The sequence below is a fragment of the Rothia nasimurium genome (assembly GCF_042660305.1).
Lineage (GTDB): Bacteria > Actinomycetota > Actinomycetes > Actinomycetales > Micrococcaceae > Rothia > Rothia nasimurium.
This window is the reverse complement of record NZ_JBHSTW010000018.1, coordinates 14,454-37,232: the sequence shown is the minus strand read 5'-3', so window position 1 is coordinate 37,232 and position 22,779 is coordinate 14,454. Positions and strand designations below refer to the sequence as shown.

Annotated in this window: 18 protein-coding genes; 7 read left to right on the top strand and 11 right to left on the bottom strand. The window is 61.7% G+C overall.

Annotated elements, in window-relative coordinates; genetic code table 11:
* Positions 1-27: 27 nt before the first annotated feature.
* Both ACFP6B_RS07055 and ACFP6B_RS07050 read right to left on the bottom strand, forming a co-directional pair.
* Positions 28-1,113, bottom strand: a complete 1,086-nt coding sequence (locus ACFP6B_RS07055) for a hemolysin family protein (RefSeq protein ID WP_237185839.1) — start codon at positions 1,111-1,113, stop codon at positions 28-30.
* Complete coding sequence (locus ACFP6B_RS07050) at positions 1,110-2,453, bottom strand: hemolysin family protein (protein WP_237204545.1); 1,344 nt, start codon at positions 2,451-2,453, stop codon at positions 1,110-1,112. Before ACFP6B_RS07050 ends, ACFP6B_RS07055 begins: the two co-directional genes overlap by 4 nt.
* A gap of 404 nt (positions 2,454-2,857) precedes the next feature.
* Between ACFP6B_RS07050 and ACFP6B_RS07045 the strand changes: the two genes are divergently transcribed.
* The 3 genes from ACFP6B_RS07045 to ACFP6B_RS07035 all read left to right on the top strand — a co-directional run bounded on the left by ACFP6B_RS07045 (position 2,858) and on the right by ACFP6B_RS07035 (position 7,611).
* Positions 2,858-6,604 carry a multifunctional oxoglutarate decarboxylase/oxoglutarate dehydrogenase thiamine pyrophosphate-binding subunit/dihydrolipoyllysine-residue succinyltransferase subunit gene (locus ACFP6B_RS07045; RefSeq protein ID WP_377128645.1) on the top strand — a complete coding sequence of 1,249 codons (3,747 nt, stop codon included), beginning with the start codon at positions 2,858-2,860 and terminating at the stop codon, positions 6,602-6,604.
* Between the two features lie 174 nt (positions 6,605-6,778).
* Positions 6,779-7,378 carry a GDSL-type esterase/lipase family protein gene (locus tag ACFP6B_RS07040; RefSeq protein WP_135011505.1) on the top strand — a complete coding sequence of 200 codons (600 nt, stop codon included), beginning with the start codon at positions 6,779-6,781 and terminating at the stop codon, positions 7,376-7,378.
* Positions 7,379-7,536: 158 nt separating this feature from the next.
* On the top strand, positions 7,537-7,611 hold the full coding sequence (locus ACFP6B_RS07035) for a 50S ribosomal protein bL37 (RefSeq protein ID WP_377129465.1): 75 nt from the start codon (positions 7,537-7,539) through the stop codon (positions 7,609-7,611).
* A 55-nt stretch (positions 7,612-7,666) separates the two neighbouring features.
* Here ACFP6B_RS07035 and rsrA read toward each other — a convergent pair whose 3' ends face one another.
* The gene (gene rsrA / locus ACFP6B_RS07030) at positions 7,667-7,945 is read right to left on the bottom strand and encodes a mycothiol system anti-sigma-R factor (RefSeq protein WP_377128641.1); all 279 of its coding nucleotides are present in this window, start codon (positions 7,943-7,945) and stop codon (positions 7,667-7,669) included.
* A 14-nt stretch (positions 7,946-7,959) separates the two neighbouring features.
* On the bottom strand, positions 7,960-8,658 hold the full coding sequence (locus ACFP6B_RS07025) for a sigma-70 family RNA polymerase sigma factor (protein ID WP_377128638.1): 699 nt from the start codon (positions 8,656-8,658) through the stop codon (positions 7,960-7,962).
* A gap of 236 nt (positions 8,659-8,894) precedes the next feature.
* Here ACFP6B_RS07025 and ACFP6B_RS07020 point away from each other — a divergent pair, with 236 nt between their 5' ends.
* From ACFP6B_RS07020 to hisN, 4 genes are all read left to right on the top strand, one after another.
* Positions 8,895-9,425 (top strand): DoxX family membrane protein, encoded by a 531-nt coding sequence (locus ACFP6B_RS07020; RefSeq protein ID WP_237185834.1) that lies wholly within the window; start codon positions 8,895-8,897, stop codon positions 9,423-9,425.
* Between the two features lie 145 nt (positions 9,426-9,570).
* The gene (gene aroA / locus ACFP6B_RS07015; RefSeq protein ID WP_377128635.1) at positions 9,571-10,938 is read left to right on the top strand and encodes a 3-phosphoshikimate 1-carboxyvinyltransferase; all 1,368 of its coding nucleotides are present in this window, start codon (positions 9,571-9,573) and stop codon (positions 10,936-10,938) included.
* Positions 10,938-12,026: a ribosome small subunit-dependent GTPase A gene (gene rsgA, locus ACFP6B_RS07010; protein ID WP_377128632.1), complete on the top strand. Its 1,089-nt coding sequence runs from the start codon at positions 10,938-10,940 to the stop codon at positions 12,024-12,026. The genes aroA and rsgA overlap by 1 nt, the downstream gene beginning before the upstream one ends.
* Before the next feature lie 18 nt (positions 12,027-12,044).
* Positions 12,045-12,839, top strand: coding sequence for a histidinol-phosphatase (gene hisN / locus ACFP6B_RS07005; RefSeq protein WP_377128629.1), 795 nt, complete (start codon positions 12,045-12,047; stop codon positions 12,837-12,839).
* A gap of 109 nt (positions 12,840-12,948) precedes the next feature.
* Here hisN and secA read toward each other — a convergent pair whose 3' ends face one another.
* The 7 genes from secA to ACFP6B_RS06970 form a co-directional block, all read right to left on the bottom strand.
* Positions 12,949-15,600, bottom strand: a complete 2,652-nt coding sequence (secA, locus tag ACFP6B_RS07000) for a preprotein translocase subunit SecA (RefSeq protein WP_377128626.1) — start codon at positions 15,598-15,600, stop codon at positions 12,949-12,951.
* Between the two features lie 230 nt (positions 15,601-15,830).
* Positions 15,831-16,478: a ribosome hibernation-promoting factor, HPF/YfiA family gene (gene hpf / locus ACFP6B_RS06995; RefSeq protein ID WP_377128623.1), complete on the bottom strand. Its 648-nt coding sequence runs from the start codon at positions 16,476-16,478 to the stop codon at positions 15,831-15,833.
* A gap of 172 nt (positions 16,479-16,650) precedes the next feature.
* Complete coding sequence (locus ACFP6B_RS06990) at positions 16,651-17,457, bottom strand: ComF family protein (protein ID WP_377128620.1); 807 nt, start codon at positions 17,455-17,457, stop codon at positions 16,651-16,653.
* 68 nt (positions 17,458-17,525) lie between these two features.
* The gene (locus ACFP6B_RS06985) at positions 17,526-19,220 is read right to left on the bottom strand and encodes a GerMN domain-containing protein (protein ID WP_377128617.1); all 1,695 of its coding nucleotides are present in this window, start codon (positions 19,218-19,220) and stop codon (positions 17,526-17,528) included.
* The gene (mtrB, locus tag ACFP6B_RS06980; RefSeq protein ID WP_377128614.1) at positions 19,210-20,913 is read right to left on the bottom strand and encodes an MtrAB system histidine kinase MtrB; all 1,704 of its coding nucleotides are present in this window, start codon (positions 20,911-20,913) and stop codon (positions 19,210-19,212) included. The genes ACFP6B_RS06985 and mtrB overlap by 11 nt, the downstream gene beginning before the upstream one ends.
* Positions 20,914-20,916: 3 nt before the next feature.
* Positions 20,917-21,600: an MtrAB system response regulator MtrA gene (mtrA, locus tag ACFP6B_RS06975; RefSeq protein WP_237199799.1), complete on the bottom strand. Its 684-nt coding sequence runs from the start codon at positions 21,598-21,600 to the stop codon at positions 20,917-20,919.
* A gap of 68 nt (positions 21,601-21,668) precedes the next feature.
* Positions 21,669-22,775, bottom strand: a complete 1,107-nt coding sequence (locus tag ACFP6B_RS06970; RefSeq protein WP_377128609.1) for a uroporphyrinogen decarboxylase/cobalamine-independent methonine synthase family protein — start codon at positions 22,773-22,775, stop codon at positions 21,669-21,671.
* Positions 22,776-22,779 lie beyond the last annotated feature (4 nt).

The window sequence follows — 22,779 nt, the reverse complement described above, 5'->3', positions numbered from 1 at the left end:
CAGAAACCGGTAGCTAGCTAGAGGAAACTAGTCGGCGCTGTGCTTTGAAGCGGCCTCCTCGCGGCGGCGCACGTGCTCCTGGGTGGTGTCCTTAATTTCACCGACCAGTTCTTCGAGGATGTCTTCCAAGAAGAGCACGCCAACACTCTGCCCTTGGGCGTCAACCACGTGGGAGAGGTGGGCCCGGTTTCGCTGCATGGTGGCAAGAGCCTCATCGATTTCGGTTTCGGGCTTGACGATCGACATCTGACGTAGCTTAGACCAGGCAATGGGCTGGTCCATGCGGTCAGCTTCGTAGACCAGGGCGTCCTTGATGTGCAGGTAGCCCATGTAGGTGCCGTCTTGCTCGTCCTTCATCACGAAACGAGAGTAGCCGGTGTGGGCAACGGCCTTTTCCAGCTCGGCGGGCGTACAGGGGAAGTTCATGGTAACCAGCTGGTCACCGGGCACCATAATCTCAGCAACGGTCTTCGAGCTGAATTCCAGGGCGCCAGACAGCACGCCGGAGCCGTCGTCCACGGTTCCCTCTGCGGTTGATTGAGCCACAATGCTTTGAAGCTCATCAAGGGTGAAGGTTGAGGCAACCTCGGCCTTAGGTTCTACCTTCATCAGGCGCAGGGTGTGGTCGGCAATCCAGTTGAGGAAGCCCACCAGGGGCTTGAGCACCCGCGAGACCGTGACCAGGGGCGGGGCAATCCACAGGGCAACGCCCTGGGCAGCCAGCGATACCGCCATATTCTTGGGCACCATCTCACCGAAGATAACGTGCAGGTAGGTCACCAGGATCAGCGCGAATGCAAAGCCTACAGCGCTAGCCACCTCGTAAGGGATGCCCCAGCTTTCCAGGGGTGCAGACACCAGGTGGTGCAGGGCGGGCTCTGAAACATTCAGAATCAGCAGGGAGCAGACGGTAATACCCAGCTGGCAGGTAGCCAGCATGAGCGAGACGTTCTCCAGCGCATAAAGTACGGTGACCGCGCGCTTATTACCGGTCTCAGCCAGCGGCTCAATCTGGGAGCGGCGGGTCGACATAATGGCGAACTCACCGGCCACGAAAAAGGCATTACCGGCAAGGAGCACAAAGAGCAGGGCGATAGCTACCCAGTCGTTCATCGGGCCCCCTCCTTTCGAGCGGCGAGGTCATCTGTGGTGAGGGCTTCGGGAATAAAGCGGATGCGGTCAACCCGGCGCTGTTCCATCTTTTCTACGCGCAGGCGTCCGCCCTCAACGGGCACCACGTCGCCGGTTTCGGGAACTCGGCCCAGGTGGTCCATCATGAAGCCGCCCATGGTTTCGTAGGCGGGGTCATCATCCACATCGAGGGTGCCGATGTAGTCCTTGACCTCGTCGGGGCGGAGCAGGCCCGAGAAGATGTAGTCGCCGTTGCCCACGCGCAGGGGGCGTTCGTCGAAGGAGTTGGTGTCGTGTTCATCGGAGACTTCACCCACGATTTCTTCAACCAGGTCTTCAAGAGTGGTGATGCCGGCCGTGCCACCGTACTCGTCGAGCACCACGGCAAGCTGTAGGGCGCCCTCTCGCAGCTGCATGAGCAGGGAGTCCAGGTGCACGGTTTCGGGCACCTGCAGCACGTCCTCCATGAGCGTTCCGGCTTCCAGCGTGTCGCGCTTATCGAGGGGAAGGCCCACAGCTTTCTTCACGTGCACGACGCCCACGATGTTGTCTTGGTCTTCCCGGTAGAGGGGGAAGCGGGAGTGGCCGGTGGTGCGGGCCAGCTCGATGACGTCGCTGACAGGGGCTGTATCTTCGAGCATGATGACCTTACGGCGCGGGGTCATGACGTCGGCTGCGGTGAGTTCGGCGAAGGAGAGGGTCTTATCGACGAAGCGGGCGGTGTCGGAGTCCAGGGTGCCCAGGTCGGCTGAGCGGCGCACCATTGAAGAAAGCTCTTCGGGTGAACGGGCTGCCGAGAGTTCTTCCTTAGCTTCCATACCGAAGCGGTGGAGTACCCAGTTTGCTGACCCGTTCGCGGTGCGGACGATGGGGCCCATCACCTTAGTGAAGAGCAGCTGGGCCGGGGCCAGGGTTCGGGCCACGCGGTAGGGCTCGGCAATCGCCAGGTTCTTGGGCACCAGCTCGCCGATAATCATGGAGAGCAAGGTTGCAATACCCATAGAGAAAATCAGGGTGAGCGCCGAGGCCACAGAGGGGGCCAGCCCCCAGGACGCGATGGTGTCGCCGGCTAGGGCGTTGATACCGCTGTCGAGGGTGTAACCGGTAAGCAGGGTGGTGATGGTGATACCCAGCTGGCAGCTTGATAGCTGGGTTGAGAGGGATTTGAGGCAGGCGAGCACCCGTTCGCCTGCGGCGTCTCCCCTATCAATTTCTTGCTGGACCTTGGACTGATCAAGGGCTACCAGCGAAAATTCTACGGACACGAAGAAGCCGGTACCCAGAATCAGGGCAAAACCGATGAGAAGCAGGAGCCATTCCATGGTTTAGGCTCTCACCGCCTGCTGGGCTGGGCGCGGGCTGCCAGAGGTGCGGACGCCCGCGGTTGGGTTAAAGAATAATGTGCGCCAAAGCGCTCGTGAGGGCTGCGAAGATGCGCAGTAACTAGAAGGGTCTTCCATAGTGGTCAATTCTAGCGAATATCGAGCGGTTTACTCAGTGGGCCCCCTTTCACCCCCTGCGAAATGCCAGCCTATTTCTGCCAGACAGCCTCACAGTGAGATGTCATAGAAAGTAGTGCGTTGGACGAACCCCCAAAACACTTCTAAACTAGACAAAGATATGCGGTACATCACGCGCCCAATGTAGTGTGCGATGCCCGCCCACCTCGTGCCAAAAGCGGTTTTGGCACCCAGCAATCACAAGAGATGGAAGAGGCGTAAGAGAAGTGCCAAACCAGCCAGAACATACTGTTCCCGAAGAGTTCGCGGGTAACGAGTGGCTCGTCGAAGAGCTCTTTGAGAAGTACGAGCAAGACCGCAACTCAGTCGACGAAACGTGGTGGCCCCTGTTTGACCAGTGGGCAGGCACAACCGGCAGCGCACCCAGCTCGCAGCAGGCACCGGCGCCCGCTGCTGCGTCCGCACCGGCCAAGGAAGAGCCCGCCAAGGCCCCCGTTCCCTCCACTCCCAAGACCCCTGCCCCTGAAGCTGACCCCAAGTCAGCCCCGCAGGCAGCTCCCAAGGCAAGCAACCCCTCAGCGACCAAGCCCGCCACCCCGAAGGAAGAACCCGTGAGCGACGCTCCCCAAGAAGACCAGATTGTTACCCTGCGCGGCCCCGCCAAGGCGGTTGCCGCCAACATGGACGAGTCACTGAGCGTGCCCACCGCAACCACCGTCCGCGCTATCCCCGCCAAGCTGCTGATCGATAACCGCACCGAAATCAACAGCTACCTGGCCCGCACCCGCGGCGGTAAGGTCTCCTTCACCCATATCATCGGCTACGCCATCATCCGCGCCCTTGCAGCCTTCCCCTCCATGAACGTCAGCTACGGTGAGGACGCCAAGGGTAAGCCCGCCGCTATCCAGCACGCCCACGTTAACTTCGGCCTGGCCATCGACCTACCCCGCCCCGACGGCTCCCGCAACCTGGTTGTACCCAACATCAAGGGTGCAGAGAAGCTCTCCTTCTCAGAGTTCTGGGAAGCCTACAACGACATCGTCAAGCGCGGCCGTGAAGGCAAGCTCGGCGTTGAGGACTTCGCAGGCACTACCGTCTCACTGACCAACCCCGGCGGTATCGGTACCGTCCACTCCGTGCCCCGCCTCTCCAAGGGCCAGGCAGCTATCATCGGTGCAGGTGCCCTTGACTACCCCGCAGAGTACCGCGGCACCTCAGAAAAGGTCATTGCCCGCAACGGCGTCTCCAAGATTCTAACCCTCACCTCCACCTACGACCACCGTGTCATCCAGGGCGCAGGTTCCGGCGAGTTCCTCAAGATTGTGGAGCACTACCTGCTCGGTGGCGACGGCTTCTACGACCAGATTTTTGAGGATCTGCGCATCCCCTTCGAGCCCGTCCGCTGGGCCCGCGACAACCAGGTCAACCCCGAAGCCGAAGTCTCTAAGGTTGCCCGCATCCAGCAGCTCATTCACGCTTTCCGCGTGCGCGGCCACCTGATTGCCCAGACCAACCCCATTGGCTACCAGATGCTCTCCCACCCCGACCTGCGTCTGGAGAACTACGGTCTGACCCTCTGGGATCTTGACCGCTACTGGCCCACCGGTGGCTTCGGCGAAAAGGAATCCCTGCCCCTGCGCACCATTCTTGAGCTGCTGCGCGAGGCCTACACCCGTACCCTGGGTGTGGAGTACATGCACATCGAGAACCCCGAAGAGCGCCAGTGGTTCCAGGACCGCCTGGAGCACGGCTACACCAAGCCCTCGCGCGACGAGCAGTTCCGCGTGCTGGGCACCCTGAACGCTGCCGAGGCCTTCGAGACCTTCTTGCAGACCAAGTACCTGGGCCAGAAGCGCTTCTCCCTGGAAGGCGGCGAATCCCTGATTCCGCTGCTGGACTCCGTCATCTCTGAGGCAGCGGACGCCGGCCTCTCGGGCGTCGGCATCGGTATGGCCCACCGCGGCCGCCTCAACGTACTGACCAACATTGCGGGTAAGTCCTACGCCCAGATTTTCCGTGAGTTTGAGGGTCAGATGGACCCCCGTCTGACCGGCGGCTCCGGTGACGTCAAGTACCACCTGGGCACCGAGGGTATCTTCACCTCCCACAACGGCAACCAGACCCAGGTCTACCTGGCCGCTAACCCCTCCCACCTTGAAGCCGTCAACACCGTGCTTGAAGGTATCGTCCGCGCTAAGCAAGACACCCTGGCAGAACAGGGCATCGGCAACTACCCTGTACTGCCGATCCTGGTTCACGGTGACGCTGCCTTCGCTGGCCAGGGCATCGTGCTAGAAACCCTGCAGATGTCCAAGCTTGAGGGCTACACCACCGGCGGTACCGTACACATCGTGGTCAACAACCAGGTGGGCTTCACCACCACCCCGCGCGATGGTCGCACCGCAACCTACTCCACCGACATCGCCCGCATGATTCAGGCCCCCGTGCTGCACGTGAATGCCGATGACCCCGAGGCCGTCGTCCGCGCAGGCTCCATCGCCTTCGCCTATCGCCAGGCCTTCAACAAGGACGTCGTCATTGACCTGGTCTGCTACCGCCGCCGCGGTCACAACGAGGCAGACGATCCCTCGATGACCCAGCCCAAGATGTACCAGCAGATTGAGGAACTGCCCTCAACCCGCAAGATTTACACCGAGGCCCTGGTCGGCCGCGGCGACATCTCCCAGGACGAGGCCGAGCGCGCTCTGAAGGACTACCAGTCCCGCCTGGAGCAGATTTTCACCGAGACCCACGAGGCCCAGTCGTCCTCCGCTCCCCTGGTCACCGCAGATGCCGCCGCTGTTTCTAACATCGAGCGCCCTGCTGCCCAGCAGAATGAGGACTCCGTTCACGTTGCCGGCGAGACCGCTATCTCCGCTGAGACCCTGGCTCAGATTGGCCAGGCCTTCGGCAAGATTCCCGAGGGCTTCACCGTGCACAAGAAGCTCAAGAAGCTGCTTGAACAGCGCGTCAAGATGTCGACCGAGGGCGACATCAACTGGGGCTTCGGCGAGCTTGCTGCCTTCGCCTCCCTGCTGCTGGAAGGCCGCGATGTGCGCCTGACCGGTCAGGACGTCCAGCGCGGCACCTTCGTCCAGCGCCACTCAGTGCTCCACGACTCTCTGACCGACGAAGAGTGGAACCCCCTGGCCAACCTCTCAGAAACCCAGGGAAAGTACTCCATCTACAACTCCTTGCTCTCCGAGTACGGCGTCATGGGCTTCGAATACGGCTACTCCGTAGAGCGACCCGACTCCCTGGTGCTCTGGGAGGCCCAGTTCGGCGACTTCGCCAACGGTGCCCAGACCATCGTTGATGAGTTCATCTCGTCAGCAGAGCAGAAGTGGGCCCAGCGTTCCTCACTGGTTCTGCTGCTCCCCCACGGTTTTGAGGGCCAGGGCCCTGACCACTCATCGGCCCGTATGGAGCGCTACCTGCAGCTGTGCGCCGAGAACAACATGACCGTTGCTGTTCCCTCGACCCCGGCAAACCACTTCCACCTGCTGCGCCGCCAGGCTCACTCCCGCCCGCACAAGCCGCTGATTGTTATCACCCCCAAGCAGCTGCTGCGCCTCAAGGCTGCTGCCTCGTCGGTTGAAGACTTCACCAGCGGTAGCTTCAAGCCCGTCATCGAGGACCAGGGCAACCTGAACCCCGCTGACGTGACCCGCCTGGTCTTTGTCTCAGGCCGTCTCTACTACGATCTGGAAGCAGAGCGCGCTAAGCGCGGCGATAAGAGCACCGCAATTGTGCGAGTCGAGCAGCTCTACCCCCTGCCGTCCGCAGAGATCAAGGAGCAGATTGCTACCTACCCCAATGCGGAACTGGTCTGGGCCCAGGATGAACCTGCCAACCAGGGCCAGTGGCCCTTCATGGCTGTCAACCTGCTCCCCCAGATTGACTACCGTATGAAGCTGATTTCCCGCCCGGCAGCCGCTTCCCCCGCAGCCGGTACCGGTAAGCGTCACCAGCGCGAGCTCGATAACCTCATCTCCGAGGTATTCGACCGCTAAAGCAGGGCGCTCGCTCAGCTCCCAGTGCCCGAATCTTGCCCGTCAGGATTCGGGCACTGCCTGTTTGCGGTGCGCCCACCGTGCGCTGGCAGGCTCCAGGGTTTAGACTGGTACAGAACGAACGAGACCAACGTTGCGGGGCAACCTAGCCCTCAACCTTGTAGAAAGAAACACGTGGATCAGCGAAAAATTCGACTTGTAGCCGTTGGCGATGATCTGCTCGCAGGCGTCGGGGACCCCCGCACCCTCGGGTGGTTCGGGCGCGTTATGGCACGTACCCCTCAGACCTCTGCCTCTATCTCTGCCTATAATCTGGCAGCTCCCGGTGAGGGCAGTGAACAGCTCAACGCTCGCTGGTTTGAAGAAGCCAGCCGCCGCTTTGCCCAGGGCCACGAAAATCGCCTGGTCATTGCCCCCTCAACCTTCGATATCGACCTGGGCCTCACCAGTGCCCGCTCCCGCCTGAACCTGGCGAACATGGTCGATATGGCCTCCCAGAACAATGTAAAGGTTCTGGTTGTTGGCCCCCCGCCCACTCTCGATGCTGAGCGCAACCGCAAGATTGCCGACCTGTCGGCAGCCTACGCCGATGTGGTGACCCGCCGTAACCACGTCTACGTTGATACCTTCAACCCCCTGCTGCACCATGAGCAGTGGCGCAATGACCTGGCAGCAAATGACGGCCGCCCCGGTCAGTCCGGCTACGGCCTGATTGCCTGGCTGGTTCTGCACCGCGGCTGGTACAACTGGCTTCAGATTTCAGAGCCCGTTTAAGGAAGTACCTGGCTGGCGCCTGCCCCTGTGACCAACCCGGGGTGTGCAAAGCTAGCCAAGGTATGCGAAAATAGTGAGAAGTGCCTGTTCCAAGGTGCTACCGACCATTTGTGCTCCGTTATCCTGACGGGCACTCCACCTTGATCAAGGAGGCTCTCATGAGCAAGCGCGGTCGCAAGCGTAAGGATCGCCGTAAGGGTGGCGCTAACCACGGTAAGCGCCCCAACTCATAAGGCAATCAACAAGGGCCCCTACTCGCAGAAGCGAGCAGGGGCCCTTTGTTATGGGCTAGCTAGCTGCCGGGTGCCCTCCGGTATGGATGTCGTCGATGCAGGCGCGGATACGGCTTTTGAGGTCGACGGGGGCGGTTTCCTTGCAGGTGCGACGCACGGCCTGGCGGATGATGCACTCAAGGTCGTACTCCTTGGCACAGGTTTCGCACTCAGCCAGGTGAGCTTGGAGTTCTTCAAGATCCTGACAGCTGAGCGGGTCGTCAATGTAGGTATAAATCTTTGCCAGGCGTTCTTCGCAGGGGGTTGCAGTTTGCGAGGTGCTTGTGGTTGTCATGGGCGGCTCCTTTCTTAGGCGCTGGCAGTTTTGCTGGTACCGGCCTTGCCGGTGGTGCTGGTCTTGATACCGCGTTCAGCGGCGTAGTCGGTGAGCTTATCGCGCAAAAGTTTACGACCCCGGTGGAGGCGGGACATGACCGTACCGATGGGGGTGTCCATAATGTCGGAGATTTCCTTATACGAGAAGCCTTCAACGTCTGAGTAGTAGACGGCCATGCGGAAGTCTTCGGGGATGGATTGGAGGGCTTCTTTGATATCGCTGTCTGGCAGGTGGGCGAGGGCTTCGTTTTCAGCTGAGGGTAGGCCCTTTGAGTCGTGAGCTCCTGCCCGGGCTAGCTGCCAGTCTTCGACGGTGTCGGAATTGGCCTGGTAGGGCTCTCGCTGGCGCTTGCGGTAGACGTTGATGTAGGTGTTGGTGAGGATGCGGTAGAGCCAGGCTTTGAGGTTGGTGCCTGGCTTGTACTGGTGGAAGGCGGAGAAGGCTTTCATGTAGGCCTCTTGGACGAGGTCTTCGGCGTCCTGCGGGTTGCGAGCCATGCGCAGGGCGGCGGCGTAGAGCTGGTCTACGTATAGCAGGGCTTCTCGTTCGAAACGGGCTTTACGCTCGGCGTTGGTTTCGCGGGAGCGCACATCGGGTTCGTTGCCTTCGGGGGCGAGGACGTCGGTGGTCGGCGCAGGTTCAGTGCTGGGGGCCGGGGGCGTGGCTGTCATTTCCCTCCAGGTATGCTGTGGTCTTTTGTCTTACTGTACCTGCCAATGGGCGCAGCTACGCGCCGAGTACACCAGATATAACGAGCGCTAGCGGCGCTTATTCCCCAGAACCAGAGTAATTTTGCGCTGGTGGTGCAATAAAGTGGCTGAACCCACCGGTCTATATGTATGCTTAGTAGTGTTAGGTATCTGTGATACATCGCAATGGGGCCTCGCACCCCGTGAAGGAGGAACTCATGTCTTTGGTTCGCCGTTTTGCTCGCCCTCTGCTGGCTTCAAGCTTTATTATCTCGGGTGTTGACCGTCTGCGTGACCCCGAATCGTCTAAGCACCTGGCTAAGGTGGTTAACCTGGCTGCGACTTCTGCCCCTCAGCTTTCTGTGCTGCGTGGCCAGGAGAAGCTGGTGGGTCAGGCTTTGGCTGGCTCTCAGGTAGCTGCCGGTGCCCTCTTTGCTCTGGGTAAGCTGCCCCGTCTTTCTGCGAGCGTCCTGCTGGCTACCGGTGCTATTAACTCCTACGTTGAGTACCGCGCTACCGAGGCTGAGACCAAGGAAGAGAAGACTGCCCGCCGCAATGCTGCTGTGCTCAATGGCTCCCTGTTGGGCGCTATTGCTATCTCAGCTGTTGATACCGACGGTAACCCCTCACTGGCCTGGCGAGCTTCCAAGCTGGGTGATCAGGTAGCTAAGAAGTCCCACCAGCTGGCATCCGATGTTCAGGACGCCGCTTCTGACGCCCAGAAAAAGGTTGAGGACCTCTTCGCCTAAGCTGGCCCCTACCGGGTGTAAGACCCCATGAACTTTCGATAAACCCCGCATCATATCGGTGCGGGGTTTTCTTGTTTGCTGCCCCGCCCACCTAAAATAGGGAGGGAGTACGCCGTAATAACTGATTCCGAAGTAGGTTTTATTTGTGGTTGATGCGACCAAGCAGCCCTTAGTTGCCGATGGAGACTGGCTAGCGCCCACCGTGACGGTGCCCGGCGGTGCCCATGCCCGGGTGGAGATTCCGGGGTCTAAGTCGCTCACCAATCGTTACCTGCTGCTGGCGGCTTTAGCTGATAGCCCCTCGGTGATTCACGCTCCCCTGCATTCGCGCGATTCGCGGCTAATGGTGGCCGCACTGACTGCTCTGGGTGCCCGTTTTGAAGAGATTGAAACCGGTAGTGCCTTTGGCCCTGACCTACGGGTGACCCCCCTAGATTTTTCTGCGACCGTTGCCCGTGAGGCCTCCATTGATGTGGGATTGGCGGGTACTGTGATGCGTTTTGTGCCCCCGGTTGCTGCTCTACTGCCCGGTACTTTCCATTTCGATGGCGATGAGCATGCGCGGGTTCGCCCCATGCTGCCGGTGGTTGAGGCCCTGCGGGGCCTGGGGGTTGAGGTCGAGGACGCCGGTCGCGGCTCCCTGCCCTTTACGGTCGTTTCTACCGGTTCGGTGCAGGTGCCCGAACTGACCATTGATGCTTCAGGTTCTTCCCAGTTTGTCTCTGCCCTTCTGCTGGCTGCCTGCCGTTTTGAGCGGGGTCTGGTGCTGCGGCACGAGGGTGGCCCGGTGCCCTCGATGCCCCACATTGAGATGACCGTTGAGACCATGCGTGAGCTCGGTATTAGCGTTGACTTCAACGGCACCGATACCTGGACGGTTGCCCCCGGTGGCTTCCCCGGCTTTGAGGTTACCGTTGAGCCCGATCTTTCTAACGCTGGGCCCTTCCTGGTTGCTGCAGTAGCCACCGGGGCCTCGGTGACGGTTCCGCGCTGGCCCGAGTCCACTACCCAGGGTGGGGACCAATGGCGGAAGATTCTGCCCCTCTTTGGGGCCCGGGTAGAGCTGGCCGACGGGAACCTGACCGTCACCGGCCCTGCCGGCGGCGCGGCGTCCGGCCTGCCCGGCGTTGACCTAGACCTGGCTGAAGCTGGCGAGCTGGCCCCCACCGTGGCTGCCCTGATTGCGCTCTCCCCCGCCACCAGCGTCCTTTCCGGTATTGCCCACCTGCGCGGACACGAAACTGACCGACTTGCTGCCCTCACCGCCGAGATCAACCGCCTGGGCGGTTCAGCTGAAGAAACCGAAGACGGCATTCGCGTCACCGCACCCGTAGCTCACGGGACTCTCATGCGTACCTACGCTGATCACCGTATGGCCACCGCGGCAGCCGTCATGGGGCTGGTTATTCCGGGTGTCGTAGTTGAAAACGTAGAGACCACCTCCAAGACCCTGCCCAACTTCACCGGGCTCTGGCAGAACATGCTGGACCAGTGGCAGGCAGGTGCTGCCTAATGCGCCGCTCCTGGGATGAAAGCGATGTGCGCGTCCGCCCCAACAAAAAGGGCTCCCGCCCCCGCACCAAGGACCGCCCGGCCCACAAGGACGCCGAAATCGGCCGTATCATCACCGTAGACCGGGGCCGCTACACCGCCATCCTCGATGAGGGCAAGAGCAGCGAACGGGTCGTCACCGCCGTACGCGCCCGCGAGCTGCGCCGCTCCCCCATCGTGGTGGGCGACAAGGTTGCCCTCGTGGGAGATACCAGCGGCAAGCCCGATACTCTAGCCCGCCTCGTCCGGATCGAAGAGCGCACCAACCTGCTACGCCGCAGCGCCGACGATACCGACCCCGTCGAGCGCGTCGTCGTTGCCAACGCTGACAACCTGGTTATCGTGGTCGCCGCAGAAAACCCCGAGCCCCGCACCGGCTTTATCGACCGGTCCCTAGCAGCCGCCTTCGACGCCGGGCTCACCCCCATTCTCTGCATCACCAAGACCGACCTCAAACACCCTCAATGGCTGCTGGACTACTACCGGGACGTTGAGCTCACCATCTTGCTGTCTAAGTCCAAGGACGGCCGCGCCCCCAGCGAGGAAGGCTCCGAGGGGCTCGACACCACCCTGGTTGACCAGCTTTCTACCTACCTGGATGGCTCCGTCTCCGTTCTCCTGGGTCACTCGGGCGTGGGCAAATCTACCCTGGTCAACGCCCTGACCGGTGCCGAACGCGCTACCGGGCACGTCAATGCTGTAACCGGCCGCGGACGCCACACCTCGTCCTCAGCCCTGGCCCTCCAACCGCAGAAGGCAGCCCCCGGCACCTGGATTATCGACACCCCCGGTATCCGCTCCTTCGGCCTAGCTCACGTCGAGCCCGACACCCTGGTCGCTTCCTTCACCGACCTTGCCCCCGGTTCAGCCAACTGCCCCAAGGGCTGTACCCACTCGGCGTCCGCCCCCGACTGCGGTCTTACCGCCTACGTCGAAATGGGTCAGGCCGGCCCCGCAGGCCCCGAACGTCTCGAATCCCTGCGCAAGCTCCTGCGCGTCGATGAAGAAACCGGCGACACCGAGAAAGAACTCGGCGTCGTAGACCTCTAAAACCCAAGGCAAACGACCATGACTAACTACACCGACGACCTGCGCCTGGCCCACATCATGGCTGATGCGGTCGACCGCCTCACCCTGGCCAAGTTCACCTCCCACGATTTCGCCGTCGATACCAAACCCGACCTGACCCCCGTCACCGACGCCGACCGCGAGGCTGAACAGCTCATCCGTTCCCAGCTGTCCCGCGTCCGCACCCGTGACTCGGTGCTGGGCGAAGAATTCGGTGAAACAGGATCATCTCCCCGCCAATGGGTCATCGACCCCATCGACGGCACCAAGAACTTCGTGCGCGGAGTGCCCGTCTGGGCTACCCTCATCGCCCTGCTCGACCACGGCAAGCCCGTCGTCAGCGTCGTCTCGGCCCCTGCCCTCCAGCGCCGCTGGTGGGCAGCCGAAGGCACCGGCGCCTACACCGGCCGCTCCCTCGCCAAGGCTACCCGCATCTCGGTCTCCTCTGTCGCCCAGCTCGAGGACGCGTCCCTCTCCTACTCCTCCCTCACCGGCTGGCGCGATTTGGGCCTGCGCGATAACTTCATCGACCTGACCGACACCGTCTGGCGCACCCGAGCCTACGGCGATTTCTGGTCCTACATGATGGTGGCAGAGGGCGTCGTCGACGCCGCTGCCGAGCCCGAACTCGGCCTTTACGATATGGCCGCCCTGGTTCCCATCGTGACCGAAGCAGGCGGACGCTTCACCTCCCTGGCTGGGGCGGACGGCCCCCACGGCAGCAACGCCCTAGCCACCAACGGCCACCTGCACGAGGCCGTCCTTTCCTACCTGGGAACCGATAAGACCCTCTAAAGCTAGAGCGCCCCAAGGCACACCGGGCAAAACCTCTAGTGACAGCAAAGGCCCCGAATCCTACATCAAGGATTCGGGGCCTTTGGTCTGAGCGATTTCTTGTGCTGAACTACTTCTTGCGCTGGTTCAGAATCGAAATCTGCTCGTTGCTGCGGTCGTTCACGGCCTCAGTATGCACCTCGGTCTTACCGGACTCAGAGGGAGCTGAGTACTGCAGGAACTTAGGCTGCGCGGGAATCTTCAGCTGAATCTTCGACTGCTGGGTACGCTGCTTCGACAGGTCCACGCTGTAGAGCATCGACACGGTCTCCTCACGAATACCGCCCATCATGCTCTGGTAGAGGGCATAACCCTCACGCTGGTATTCCACCAGGGGGTCACGCTGGGCCATAGCACGCAGGCCGATACCTTCCTTGAGGTAGTCCATCTCGTAGAGGTGCTCGGGCCAGCGCTTACCGATGACCGAGAGCACCACGCGGCGCTCAATCTCGCGCATGGCGTCCTCACCCACGGACTCTTCACGCTCGCCGTACTGCATCTCAGCGTCGGCCAGCACTTCCTTGACGATCTGGTCGCGGGTGACCTTGGTCTTGTCGCCCGCTTCTTCAGCCAGATCTTCGGGGGTAATGGTAACCGGGAAGATGGTGCGCAGGTTCTCCCAGAGCTTCTCAAAGTCCCAGTCCTCGGCGTGACCTTCGCCTACCTGGGCATCGATTGCTGAGGTGATGACCTCGGTGCGGAACTTCTCAATCTGTTCCTTGAGGTCATCGCCTGCCAGAATCTGGGCGCGGTCCTTGTACATGGCCTCGCGCTGGCGGTTGAGCACATCGTCATACTTGAGTACGTTTTTGCGCTGCTCAGCGTTGCGAGCCTCAACCTGGCCCTGGGCGTTGGCGATGACGCGGGAAACAATCTTAGCTTCCAGGGCGGTATCGTCGGGGGCACCGGCCATCAGGCGGGCAGCTGCCTGGCCGTTGAAGAGGCGCATCAGGTCGTCAGACAGTGACAGGTAGAAGCGGGACTCGCCGGGATCGCCCTGGCGGCCCGAACGTCCGCGCAGCTGGTTATCGATACGGCGGGATTCGTGACGCTCGGTACCCAGGACGTAGAGACCGCCGAGTTCTTTGACCTCTTCGTGTTCGGCAGCAGAAGCCTTCTCGGCTGCTTCCAGCACCTCGGGCCACTTAGCCTCGTATTCTTCGGGCTTCTCATTGGGGTCAAGACCCAGGGTCTTCATGGTCTCGACGGCCTCAAACTCGGGGTTGCCACCGAGCATAATGTCGGTACCGCGGCCTGCCATATTGGTTGCTACGGTGACGGCCCCCTTGCGACCGGCCTGAGCGACGATGGCAGCTTCACGCGCGTTGTTCTTCGCGTTGAGCACCTCGTGGCGAATACCGGCCTTCACCAGGAGCTTGGAGAGGTACTCGGACTTCTCGACGCTGGTGGTACCTACCAGCACGGGCTGGCCGGTAGCGTGGCGCTCTTCGATATCTTTGACCACCGCGTTGAACTTGGCGATCTCGTTCTTGTAGACCTTATCGGGCTGGTCAACGCGCTGCTTTTCCTTGTTGGTCGGAATCGGCACGACGCCCAGCTCGTAGGTGTTCATGAACTCGGCAGCCTCGGTCTCAGCGGTACCGGTCATACCCGAGAGCTTGTCGTACATGCGGAAGTAGTTCTGCAGGGTCACGGTCGCCATGGTCTGGTTTTCAGGCTTGACCTCGACCTCTTCCTTGGCCTCAATAGCCTGGTGGATGCCGTCGTTGTAACGGCGGCCTGCCAGAATACGACCGGTGTGCTCATCAACAATCATGACTTCGCCGTTCATTACGACGTAGTCCTTGTTGCCCTTGAAGAGTTCCTTGGCCTTAATAGCGTTGTTGAGGAAGCCAATCAGGGGGGTGTTCTGTGACTCGTAGAGGTTATCGATACCCAGGTGGTCTTCAACCTTATCGATACCCGATTCGAGCACACCCACGGTGCGCTTCTTTTCATCGACCTCGTAGTCTTCGCCAGCCACCAGGGTGCGGGCGATACGGGCAAATTCGCCGTACCAGCGGTTGGCTTCGCCCATGGCGGGGCCAGAGATAATCAGCGGGGTACGGGCCTCGTCAATCAGAATAGAGTCAACCTCATCGACGATGGCAAAGTTGTGCCCGCGCTGTACCTGTTCCTCTTTGGTCCAGGCCATGTTGTCACGCAGGTAGTCAAAGCCGAACTCGTTATTGGTGCCGTAGGTGATGTCGGCTTCGTACTGCTTCCGGCGCACATCGGGGGTCTGATTAGCCAAGATAACGCCCGACTCCATACCCAGGAAACGGAAGACACGCCCCATCAGGTTAGCCTGGTACTCAGCCAGGTAGTCGTTGACGGTGACCACGTGCACGCCCTTACCGGAGAGGGCATTGAGGTAGGCGGGGGCAGTAGCAACAAGGGTCTTGCCCTCACCGGTTTTCATTTCGGCAATATTGCCCAGGTGCAGGGCGGCACCGCCCATAAGCTGAACGTCGTAGTGGCGCTTGCCCAGGGTACGCTTAGACGCCTCGCGGACCACAGCAAAAGCTTCGGGGAGCAGAAGGTCCAGTGACTCGCCGTCCTCAACGCGCTTGCGGAAGGCGTCGGTCTCAGCGCGTAGCTCGGCGTCGCTCATCGCAACAAAGCTGTCTTCGAGTGAGTTCACTGCATCGGTGTAAGCACGCAGCTGCTTGAGGACTTTTTGGTCTCCGCTGCGGAGTAGCTTTTCCAAGAGAGATGCCACTGAAGTTTGCTCCTTGATTGGTTTGGTATGGGAGGTGGGCAGGGTGAGCCCACCGTGCTCACTCTATTCTAGTTTAGTCCGCAAACGGGCTGGGGCCGTTCACCTGTGGGCTTGACGGGCCTACCTTTTAGATTCACAGGGGTAGGGCCGGGCACAGGGCAGGGCCCCCTGCGCTCCCCTACCTGCGGTAGGGGTATGGCAGAGGGCCCTAGGCCGGGCGGGTATCGACCTTAGTCGGTAGTACCTTCTTCGAGGGTAATGACGCCGTAGGACCAGCCCTTGCGGCGGTAGACCGCTGCGGGGGATCCGGTTACCTTATCGACGTAGAGGAAGAAGTCGTGGCCAACCAGCTCCATGCGGTCAACCGCTTCTTCAGGGGTCAGGTGGTCGGCGGGGAAGCTCTTCTGACGGATTTCGATGGGCGAATCTGCTTCTTCGTGCAGGTCGTATTCGCCAGCAAAAGCTGCTTCTTCAACCGGCAGATCCTCGGTCTGAATTTCGGTGAGGGCGACCTGGTCTGTGATGACGGGCAGTGAGCCGGTGGCTTCTGAGACCGAGATGGGGTGCTTGCCCCCTGCGCGGCGGGTCTTGCGACGGTCGCGGGCGCGGCGGAGGCGTTCTAGGAGCTTGCCATAGGTTTCGTCGAAAACTGCGAACTTATCTTGACCGGTTGCTTCTGCTCGGAGCACGGGGCCGCGGCCGATAACGGTGATTTCCACTCGAATCGCGGCGGGGCCGTTCTGGCCTTCCTTGGTGAACTTGACTTCGATGTCGGTTACGTTGTCGCCAAGGGCTTCAAACTTGGTGATTTTACTTTCAACGTGTTCCTGCAGACGTTCACTTACTTTGACGTTGCGGCCGGTGATGTTGAGTTCCACAATTCCCTCCATTCTCAGGGGGTGAATACCCGCCCCTGTGACTGCCGGGTATTGGGGAATCTATCTTGTGGATTCCTTAACGCAACTCTACGCCCTTTTGTGGTCTAAGTCATTTTTTTAAGCCTTTTACGGTTCTTTTCGCAGGAAGGACTCAATATTTTGGTGGCCCACCTCACTCTGTGCTATATGGCTGCCGCTTGGGAACATAGGCAATCGTTGCCCCTCCCAGCACGGTGGCGCCCTGACTGGTCAGCACCCGGTAGCCCTCCTTCAGGGAGGCTCCGGTGGTAAACACATCGTCAACCAGCAGACAGCGGGCCCCCTCTAGACGGTAGTAACGCCCCAGCTGGTGCAGGGCGGGCTTGCCCAGGGTAAGTTTTCCCTGCATCTGCCGGTGGCGCTCTTCGAGGCCCAGCGTTTTCTGAGCTTGGGCACCTTTGGCACCGCGCATTCCCCGCTTCCAGGCAGGAACCTGGGCGAGCGCGTCCGCCACCTTTACCGGTGCCGGGTAGCGCAGGAGGGGCAGCACCGCGCGGGCTAGGAGCGGGGCTGGGGCATAGCCCCGCCTGCGCACCGAGGCCCGGTTGGAGGGTAGGGGCACCAGGTAGATGGGCTCGGCGGGCGCCAGTTCGCTCTCGCTCAGCTCTAGAAGGCAGGTCACGGCCCGGGCCAGGGCCGAGGCGAGATAGGGGCTCAGGTCGGTGCGTCCGGCGTCCTTATAGGCCAGGACGCAGCGCCCCAGCTCGTGCTCGTAGCGGCCAGCAGACACCACCGGCAGCTGCGTGCCGGGCAGGGTAATGGTCTGTAGGTTGAGGGTGGCCAGGCGCACCAGCCGGTCGCAGAGGGGGCAGAGGGCAGCGGACGCCAGCATGCTGGGCCCGTAGGTCTGGCAGCTGGCGCAGACCCTGGGGAAGAAGAGTTCTGTGGTCTGCCGCCAGCTGGTCAGCATATCGGGCAGAAGAGGGTGGGCGGACGTCATACCCCCAGCCTGGCAGGGTCAGGCGGCTACCTGCCAGGGCTGGGGATAAGTGGTCCAGACCATTTCTCTTAGCCGGCGTAGTTGATTTCGCTGAGGCTGCTTTCTATGCGGGTCCAGCTCAGCCCGGCTACGATATACAGCCCGCCGTCCTTGGTCATCGCAACTGCCTGGTCAATACCGTTGCCGGTGACAATGCGGGTAATGCCTTGCAGGGAATCGTACTGGGTGTTCTCGCCGGTCAGGGAGACCAGTTCGGTCTGGGTGGTGTCGGTATTCCAGAGGAAGACCTCCACGTCACTGACCCATTCAGCCCCGCGCGGGTTAATCTCTGCGCCCAAGCGCACCGGGTCAAGGAGCTGGGTGGGGGTACCGTCTGCCGACCGGCGGATAGCCGAGACCCAGGCCCCGTAGTTGCTTCCGTCGGCTGCCGAGGTGACTAGTACGGCCCGGCTGCCATCGCGGGCAATAGAGATGCTCTGCAGGAGCTCCCCCTCAATCCAGCTGGTGACCTCGCGGGCGGCGCTGTTTTCCTGGCCTGCGGCGATAACCCGAACAGAGCCGTCCTGCTCCCCCACCCAGAGCCAGTTCTGGTGGTCAAAGCAGGGCCCTAGAACGTGGGTGCCCCGGTAGACCGAGCGGGCACCGTTGGAGTTAGCCAGCCAAATCTCGTTCTGCCCGGTATTGGTGTAGGCGTAGTAGTTACGGGTGTAGTTCATGGCAGGCAGGGTAATGAGGGCCTGGGCCGAGGTCTCTACGATGGTCTGCTGGCTGGCGGTATCGTCCAGGGCTGCCCGGGCAATCAGGCGGTTATCTTCGATACCCACGATGTTGCTGGCGGCTTCGGGGTTGACTGCCGGTTCCCGGTAGTTCTCGAGGGTGGGGGCCGCAACGATCTGGTCGTTGATGGTGAGCTGCACCGTGGTGACCGAGGCGAGGTTGGTGAGGGTCTGGGTGAGCTGGGTGCGTAGGCGCTCGGTTTCGAGGGCGCTGGCTGCGGTGAGAGACGTACCCCCGGAGAGCTGGATGTCAGCCACCCCGTTTTCGATGGGGACGGAGTTGCGGGTCAGGCTGGTATCGGCCGGTACAGCGGTCACAACAGCCCCGGTGAGGTAGGGGGCCGGCCCCTCGAGGAGCACCCTCACCAGGGAGGTAGCTACCGTGGTGCGCTCGGCGAACCAGCGCACATCGGGCACAGCGTAGGTGTAGGTAGGGTCGTAGAAGTAGAGGGTGAAGGGGTTGAAGACGTCCGCGAATTCGTTTCTGCTCAGCACCGTTCCGTCGGGAGCGGAGGAGATGCGCCACTCCCCGTCGACCTGACGCAGGGTGAACTCTACCTCGGTATCGGCCACTGTGGTGTAGGAGGTAGCCAGGCCCTTATCGTCAACCAGGGTGCTCGTGGGCACGGTGACCAGGTAGCTTGAGTCGCTGACGGAGGCCGTGGTGAAGGATGAGTTGTAGACCAGTGTGCGCCCGTCCGGCTTCCAGGACTGGGCCAGGTCTTCGGTCAGGTAGAGCCTGGCTACGCTGTAGTCGTCCTTCACCCCTACCCCGGCGTGCAAGAAGCCCTCGATGATCTCGGTGGGCCGGGCCCCGGGAGCAGGACCTTCGGGTGAGCTGCCGCTGGTGGAGGTGCTACCCGTAGCCTGAGGGTCGGCGTAGTGGTTGACTTCGCCGTCGGTGGGAATAGCGGCGCAGGCGGTGAGGGTCGCGAGAGAGCTCAGGGCCAGGCCGAGAGCTGACCGGCGGGAAAGGTTAGGGTTCAACGGTGGGCTCCGAGGGGGTTGAGGCGTCGGGGTTCACGGCCGGGGTGGCACCGGTATCCGGAGCGGACGGAGCGGGCAGCGGCTCGCCGCTCAGCAAGACCGGGGAGGGGCCCATGGGCACGTCCTGGTCAATGGGGATGGTCATGCGGAAGCTGGCCCCCTGCCCCTTGATGCCCCAGGCTTCAAGGGTACCCTGGTGCAGACGGACGTCCTCGGCGGCGATAGAGAGCCCCAGGCCGGTACCGCCCAGGGTACGTTTGCGGGAGGTGTCAGCCCGCCAGAAGCGGTTGAAGACCTGCTCGGTTTCTTCGGGGCTCAGGCCGATACCGTGGTCACGCACGGCAACGCCCAGGGTGCTTTCGGTGGCATCCACGTATACATCGATGGGCTGACCCTCGGAGTGCTCTACGGCGTTGAATAGCAGGTTGCGCAGCACTCGCTCAATGCGGCGGTGGTCCATATCGACCATAATCTCGGTGTGGTCGGTGTGCACGGTCAAACTGGTATTCGTGCGAATCAGGTGGGGCTCTACGGCCTTGAGTACCTCATCGAGCACGGCCATGAAATCGACCGACACCGTATCGAGGGTCTGGGAGCCGGCATCGAAGCGGGAAATTTCGAGCAGGTCAGCCAGCAGGGAGTCGAAGCGGTCCACCTGGTTATAGAGCAGCTCGGTGGAGCGCTTATAGAGGGGCTCCATGTTGTCGCGGTTATCGTGCAGCATATCGGCGGCCATGCGCACCGTGGTGAGCGGGGTACGCAGCTCGTGCGACACGTCAGAAACAAAGCGCTGCTGCATGGTTGACAGCTTCTCAAGGCGAGAAATCTGGTCTTGCAGGGAGTCAGCCATACGGTTAAAAGACATACCCAGGCGCGCCGTCTCGTTCTGGCCGCGCACCAGCACACGCTGGTCAAGGTCACCGGCTGCCAGTTTCTCAGCGGTAATAGCGGTAGAACTAATCGGGCGAATCACAAAACGGGCAATCATCCACACGATAGTTAGCACCACGACCAGAAGCACGCCGAAGCCCACCCAAACCACCAGGTTGATATACTGCACGGTCGCCTGCGAGGTCGACAGGTCATAAATCAGGTACAGGGAGTAGTCGGGGTTCTGGGGTATCGAGATACTGGTGCCGACCACCAGAACCGGGGTGCGGCGTCCGTCCGCTGAGGTAATACTCGAAGACTGCCAGTAAATCCCCGTGCCCTCACTCACGCTCTGGGCGAGCGCCTGGGGCACGTCGCTGACCGTGACCTCGCTACTCTGGGCCTGCTCCACGATAAAGCCATCGGTGGTGGCGTTCGCGTCCTTGAGGAGCACCCAGTTGCGGTTGCTATCGGCGCTACTGCTCTCAAGTACGGTCAAGAAACGCGAAACATCGCGCTGAATCTCGGTGCGGCCGGTCGCGTCAGAGCCGTTGATCAGGGTCTGTACATTACTAAAACCGGCCGACGACTCTTCGAGGGCCTGTTCCAGGTTGCCGCGGAAGAGGGAGTTAGCAATCTGGTGGGAGATAAAAGAGCCCACAAAGACGAAGGCAACCAGCAGCAGGCCGGCCGCGGCCACTACAGCTCGAAACTGGAGGGACTGCTGCCAGAGCCTGCGGGCGCTGGCCAGGGGCCCGTAGGCCCGGGAGGGGCCTGCGGGGGCGGTAGTCCGAGCGGACGCGCGAGGTGAAGTACCAGCCACGGGTTAGCGGTGGCCTGCTGCGGCCTTGTAGCCCACACCGCGCACGGTCAGCACGATCTCGGGGTTCTCGGGGTCGCGCTCAATCTTGGCGCGAAGACGCTGAATATGCACGTTGACCAGGCGGGAATCTACGGTCTTTTCGTAGCCCCATACGTTGCCCAGCAGGGCCTCGCGGGTCATGACCTGGCCGGGCTGGCGGGCCAGGTTCGCCAGAAGTTCAAATTCGAGGGGGGTGAGCTGAATCGTTTCACCCTCGCGGCTCACCGTGTGCCCCGCCAGGTCAATGGTAAGGTTACCGATACGCAAAGGTTCGTTATGGCGGTCTTCACGCGGGCGCAGACGGGCGCGGACGCGGGCCAGCAGCTCAGCGGGCTTGAAGGGCTTGGTCATGTAGTCGTCAGCGCCAGCCTCTAGCCCCTTGACCACGTCCTCGGTATCGCCCTTAGCCGTCAGCATGATGATGGGCACGTCCGACTCCCCGCGAATCTGGGTGCAGACCTCAATGCCGTCCATGCCCGGCAGCATGAAGTCCAGCAGAATCAGGTCGGGGTGGTGGGTAGCAAAAGCCTCAAAGGCCCGGTCACCGGCGTCGCAGAAGACCGTCTCGTAGCCCTCTTGCGCCAGCACGATGCCCACCATCTCTGACAGGGCATCGTCGTCATCAACTACAAGAATGGTTTCTTTCACGGTGGGTCTCCTGGTGAGGTTCACAATGGGCCTCCCCCTAGTGTACCGGGGTTAGGCGGTGAGCCGGTTTAGGCGTCTTGGGCGATTTCAGACAGGGCACGGGCTGTCTCGGTCAGGTACCCCAGAACGGTAGTAGCCCGCTGCGGGTCAGTGGCAGCCAGGCTACCGGTTTCGGTCAGCACCAGCTGGTTGAGAAGCTTCTTCCCCAACCCAAGGTCCGACCAGGTGCGCCACAGCCCCCGGGCCAGGTCGCCAGCAGGCACCCGAACCAGCGGGTCAATAACCTCTAGGTAAAGCCCCCGCTCAGCTTCTAGGCGGGGGGCTAGGGCCTCCCAGGCCGAGGTAGGCTGGCCCGCCATTGACAGCAGGGGGATAGCAAGGGTCTGTCTGACCTCAGGGTGCAGCTTCGCATAATCAGTACGGGTGACCACCTGAGCGCCCAAGCCCTCTAGCTCATCATGCAGGGCCCCCAGCAGGGCCACCAGCTCATGACGCGGCACAGCCCGCAGGGTACGGTAGCCACTAGAGGTCGGCAGCTGACCTGCCGCCACCTCAACCAGCAGGGGCTCTTCTACCTGCACCAGCACCTGCGCGCCGGGCACAGCCTGCTTCAGCAGCTTCACCACACCGTGAAAACCAGCCCGCTGGGCCTCAGCAACATCGCGTCGGGCACCATAATCTGAGAGGACGCGCTCACCACTGGTTAAGTAGGTACTGGCAGCTAGGCTCAGCGGCCCCAGCAGACGTAGCTTGATGGTTCCGGGGGCAGCACCGCTTTCCTTCCCCACGACGTCCGCCAGGATATTGATATCAGATTCCAGGAGCGACCTGGCAGCCTCCCCCTCAGCGGCATAGCCACCCGTGAGCCGCCAACCTGCGGCGGTGCCGTCCGCGCTCAGCCCTTCCAGGGCCGCGATAGACCGTGCCAGCAGGGTTGCCCGGTAGCCCCGGTCGGCCAGCTCCGGCAGGTAACTAATATGGGGCTCCCCCAGCTCACCGCGGATACGAGTTACCGCATCGAATACATCGCTCCCAGCCCAGGGGCCAAGGCCGGTAGCCCCAACCGTCAGGTGCTCCTCAAAGGTCAGCGGACTCTCTAAGTCCTTGCGGGCAGCCAGCATTTCGGCATCAGTCGGCAGGTAGAGGGCAGGGCGAGCAGGCCTCGATACAGGCATAGGG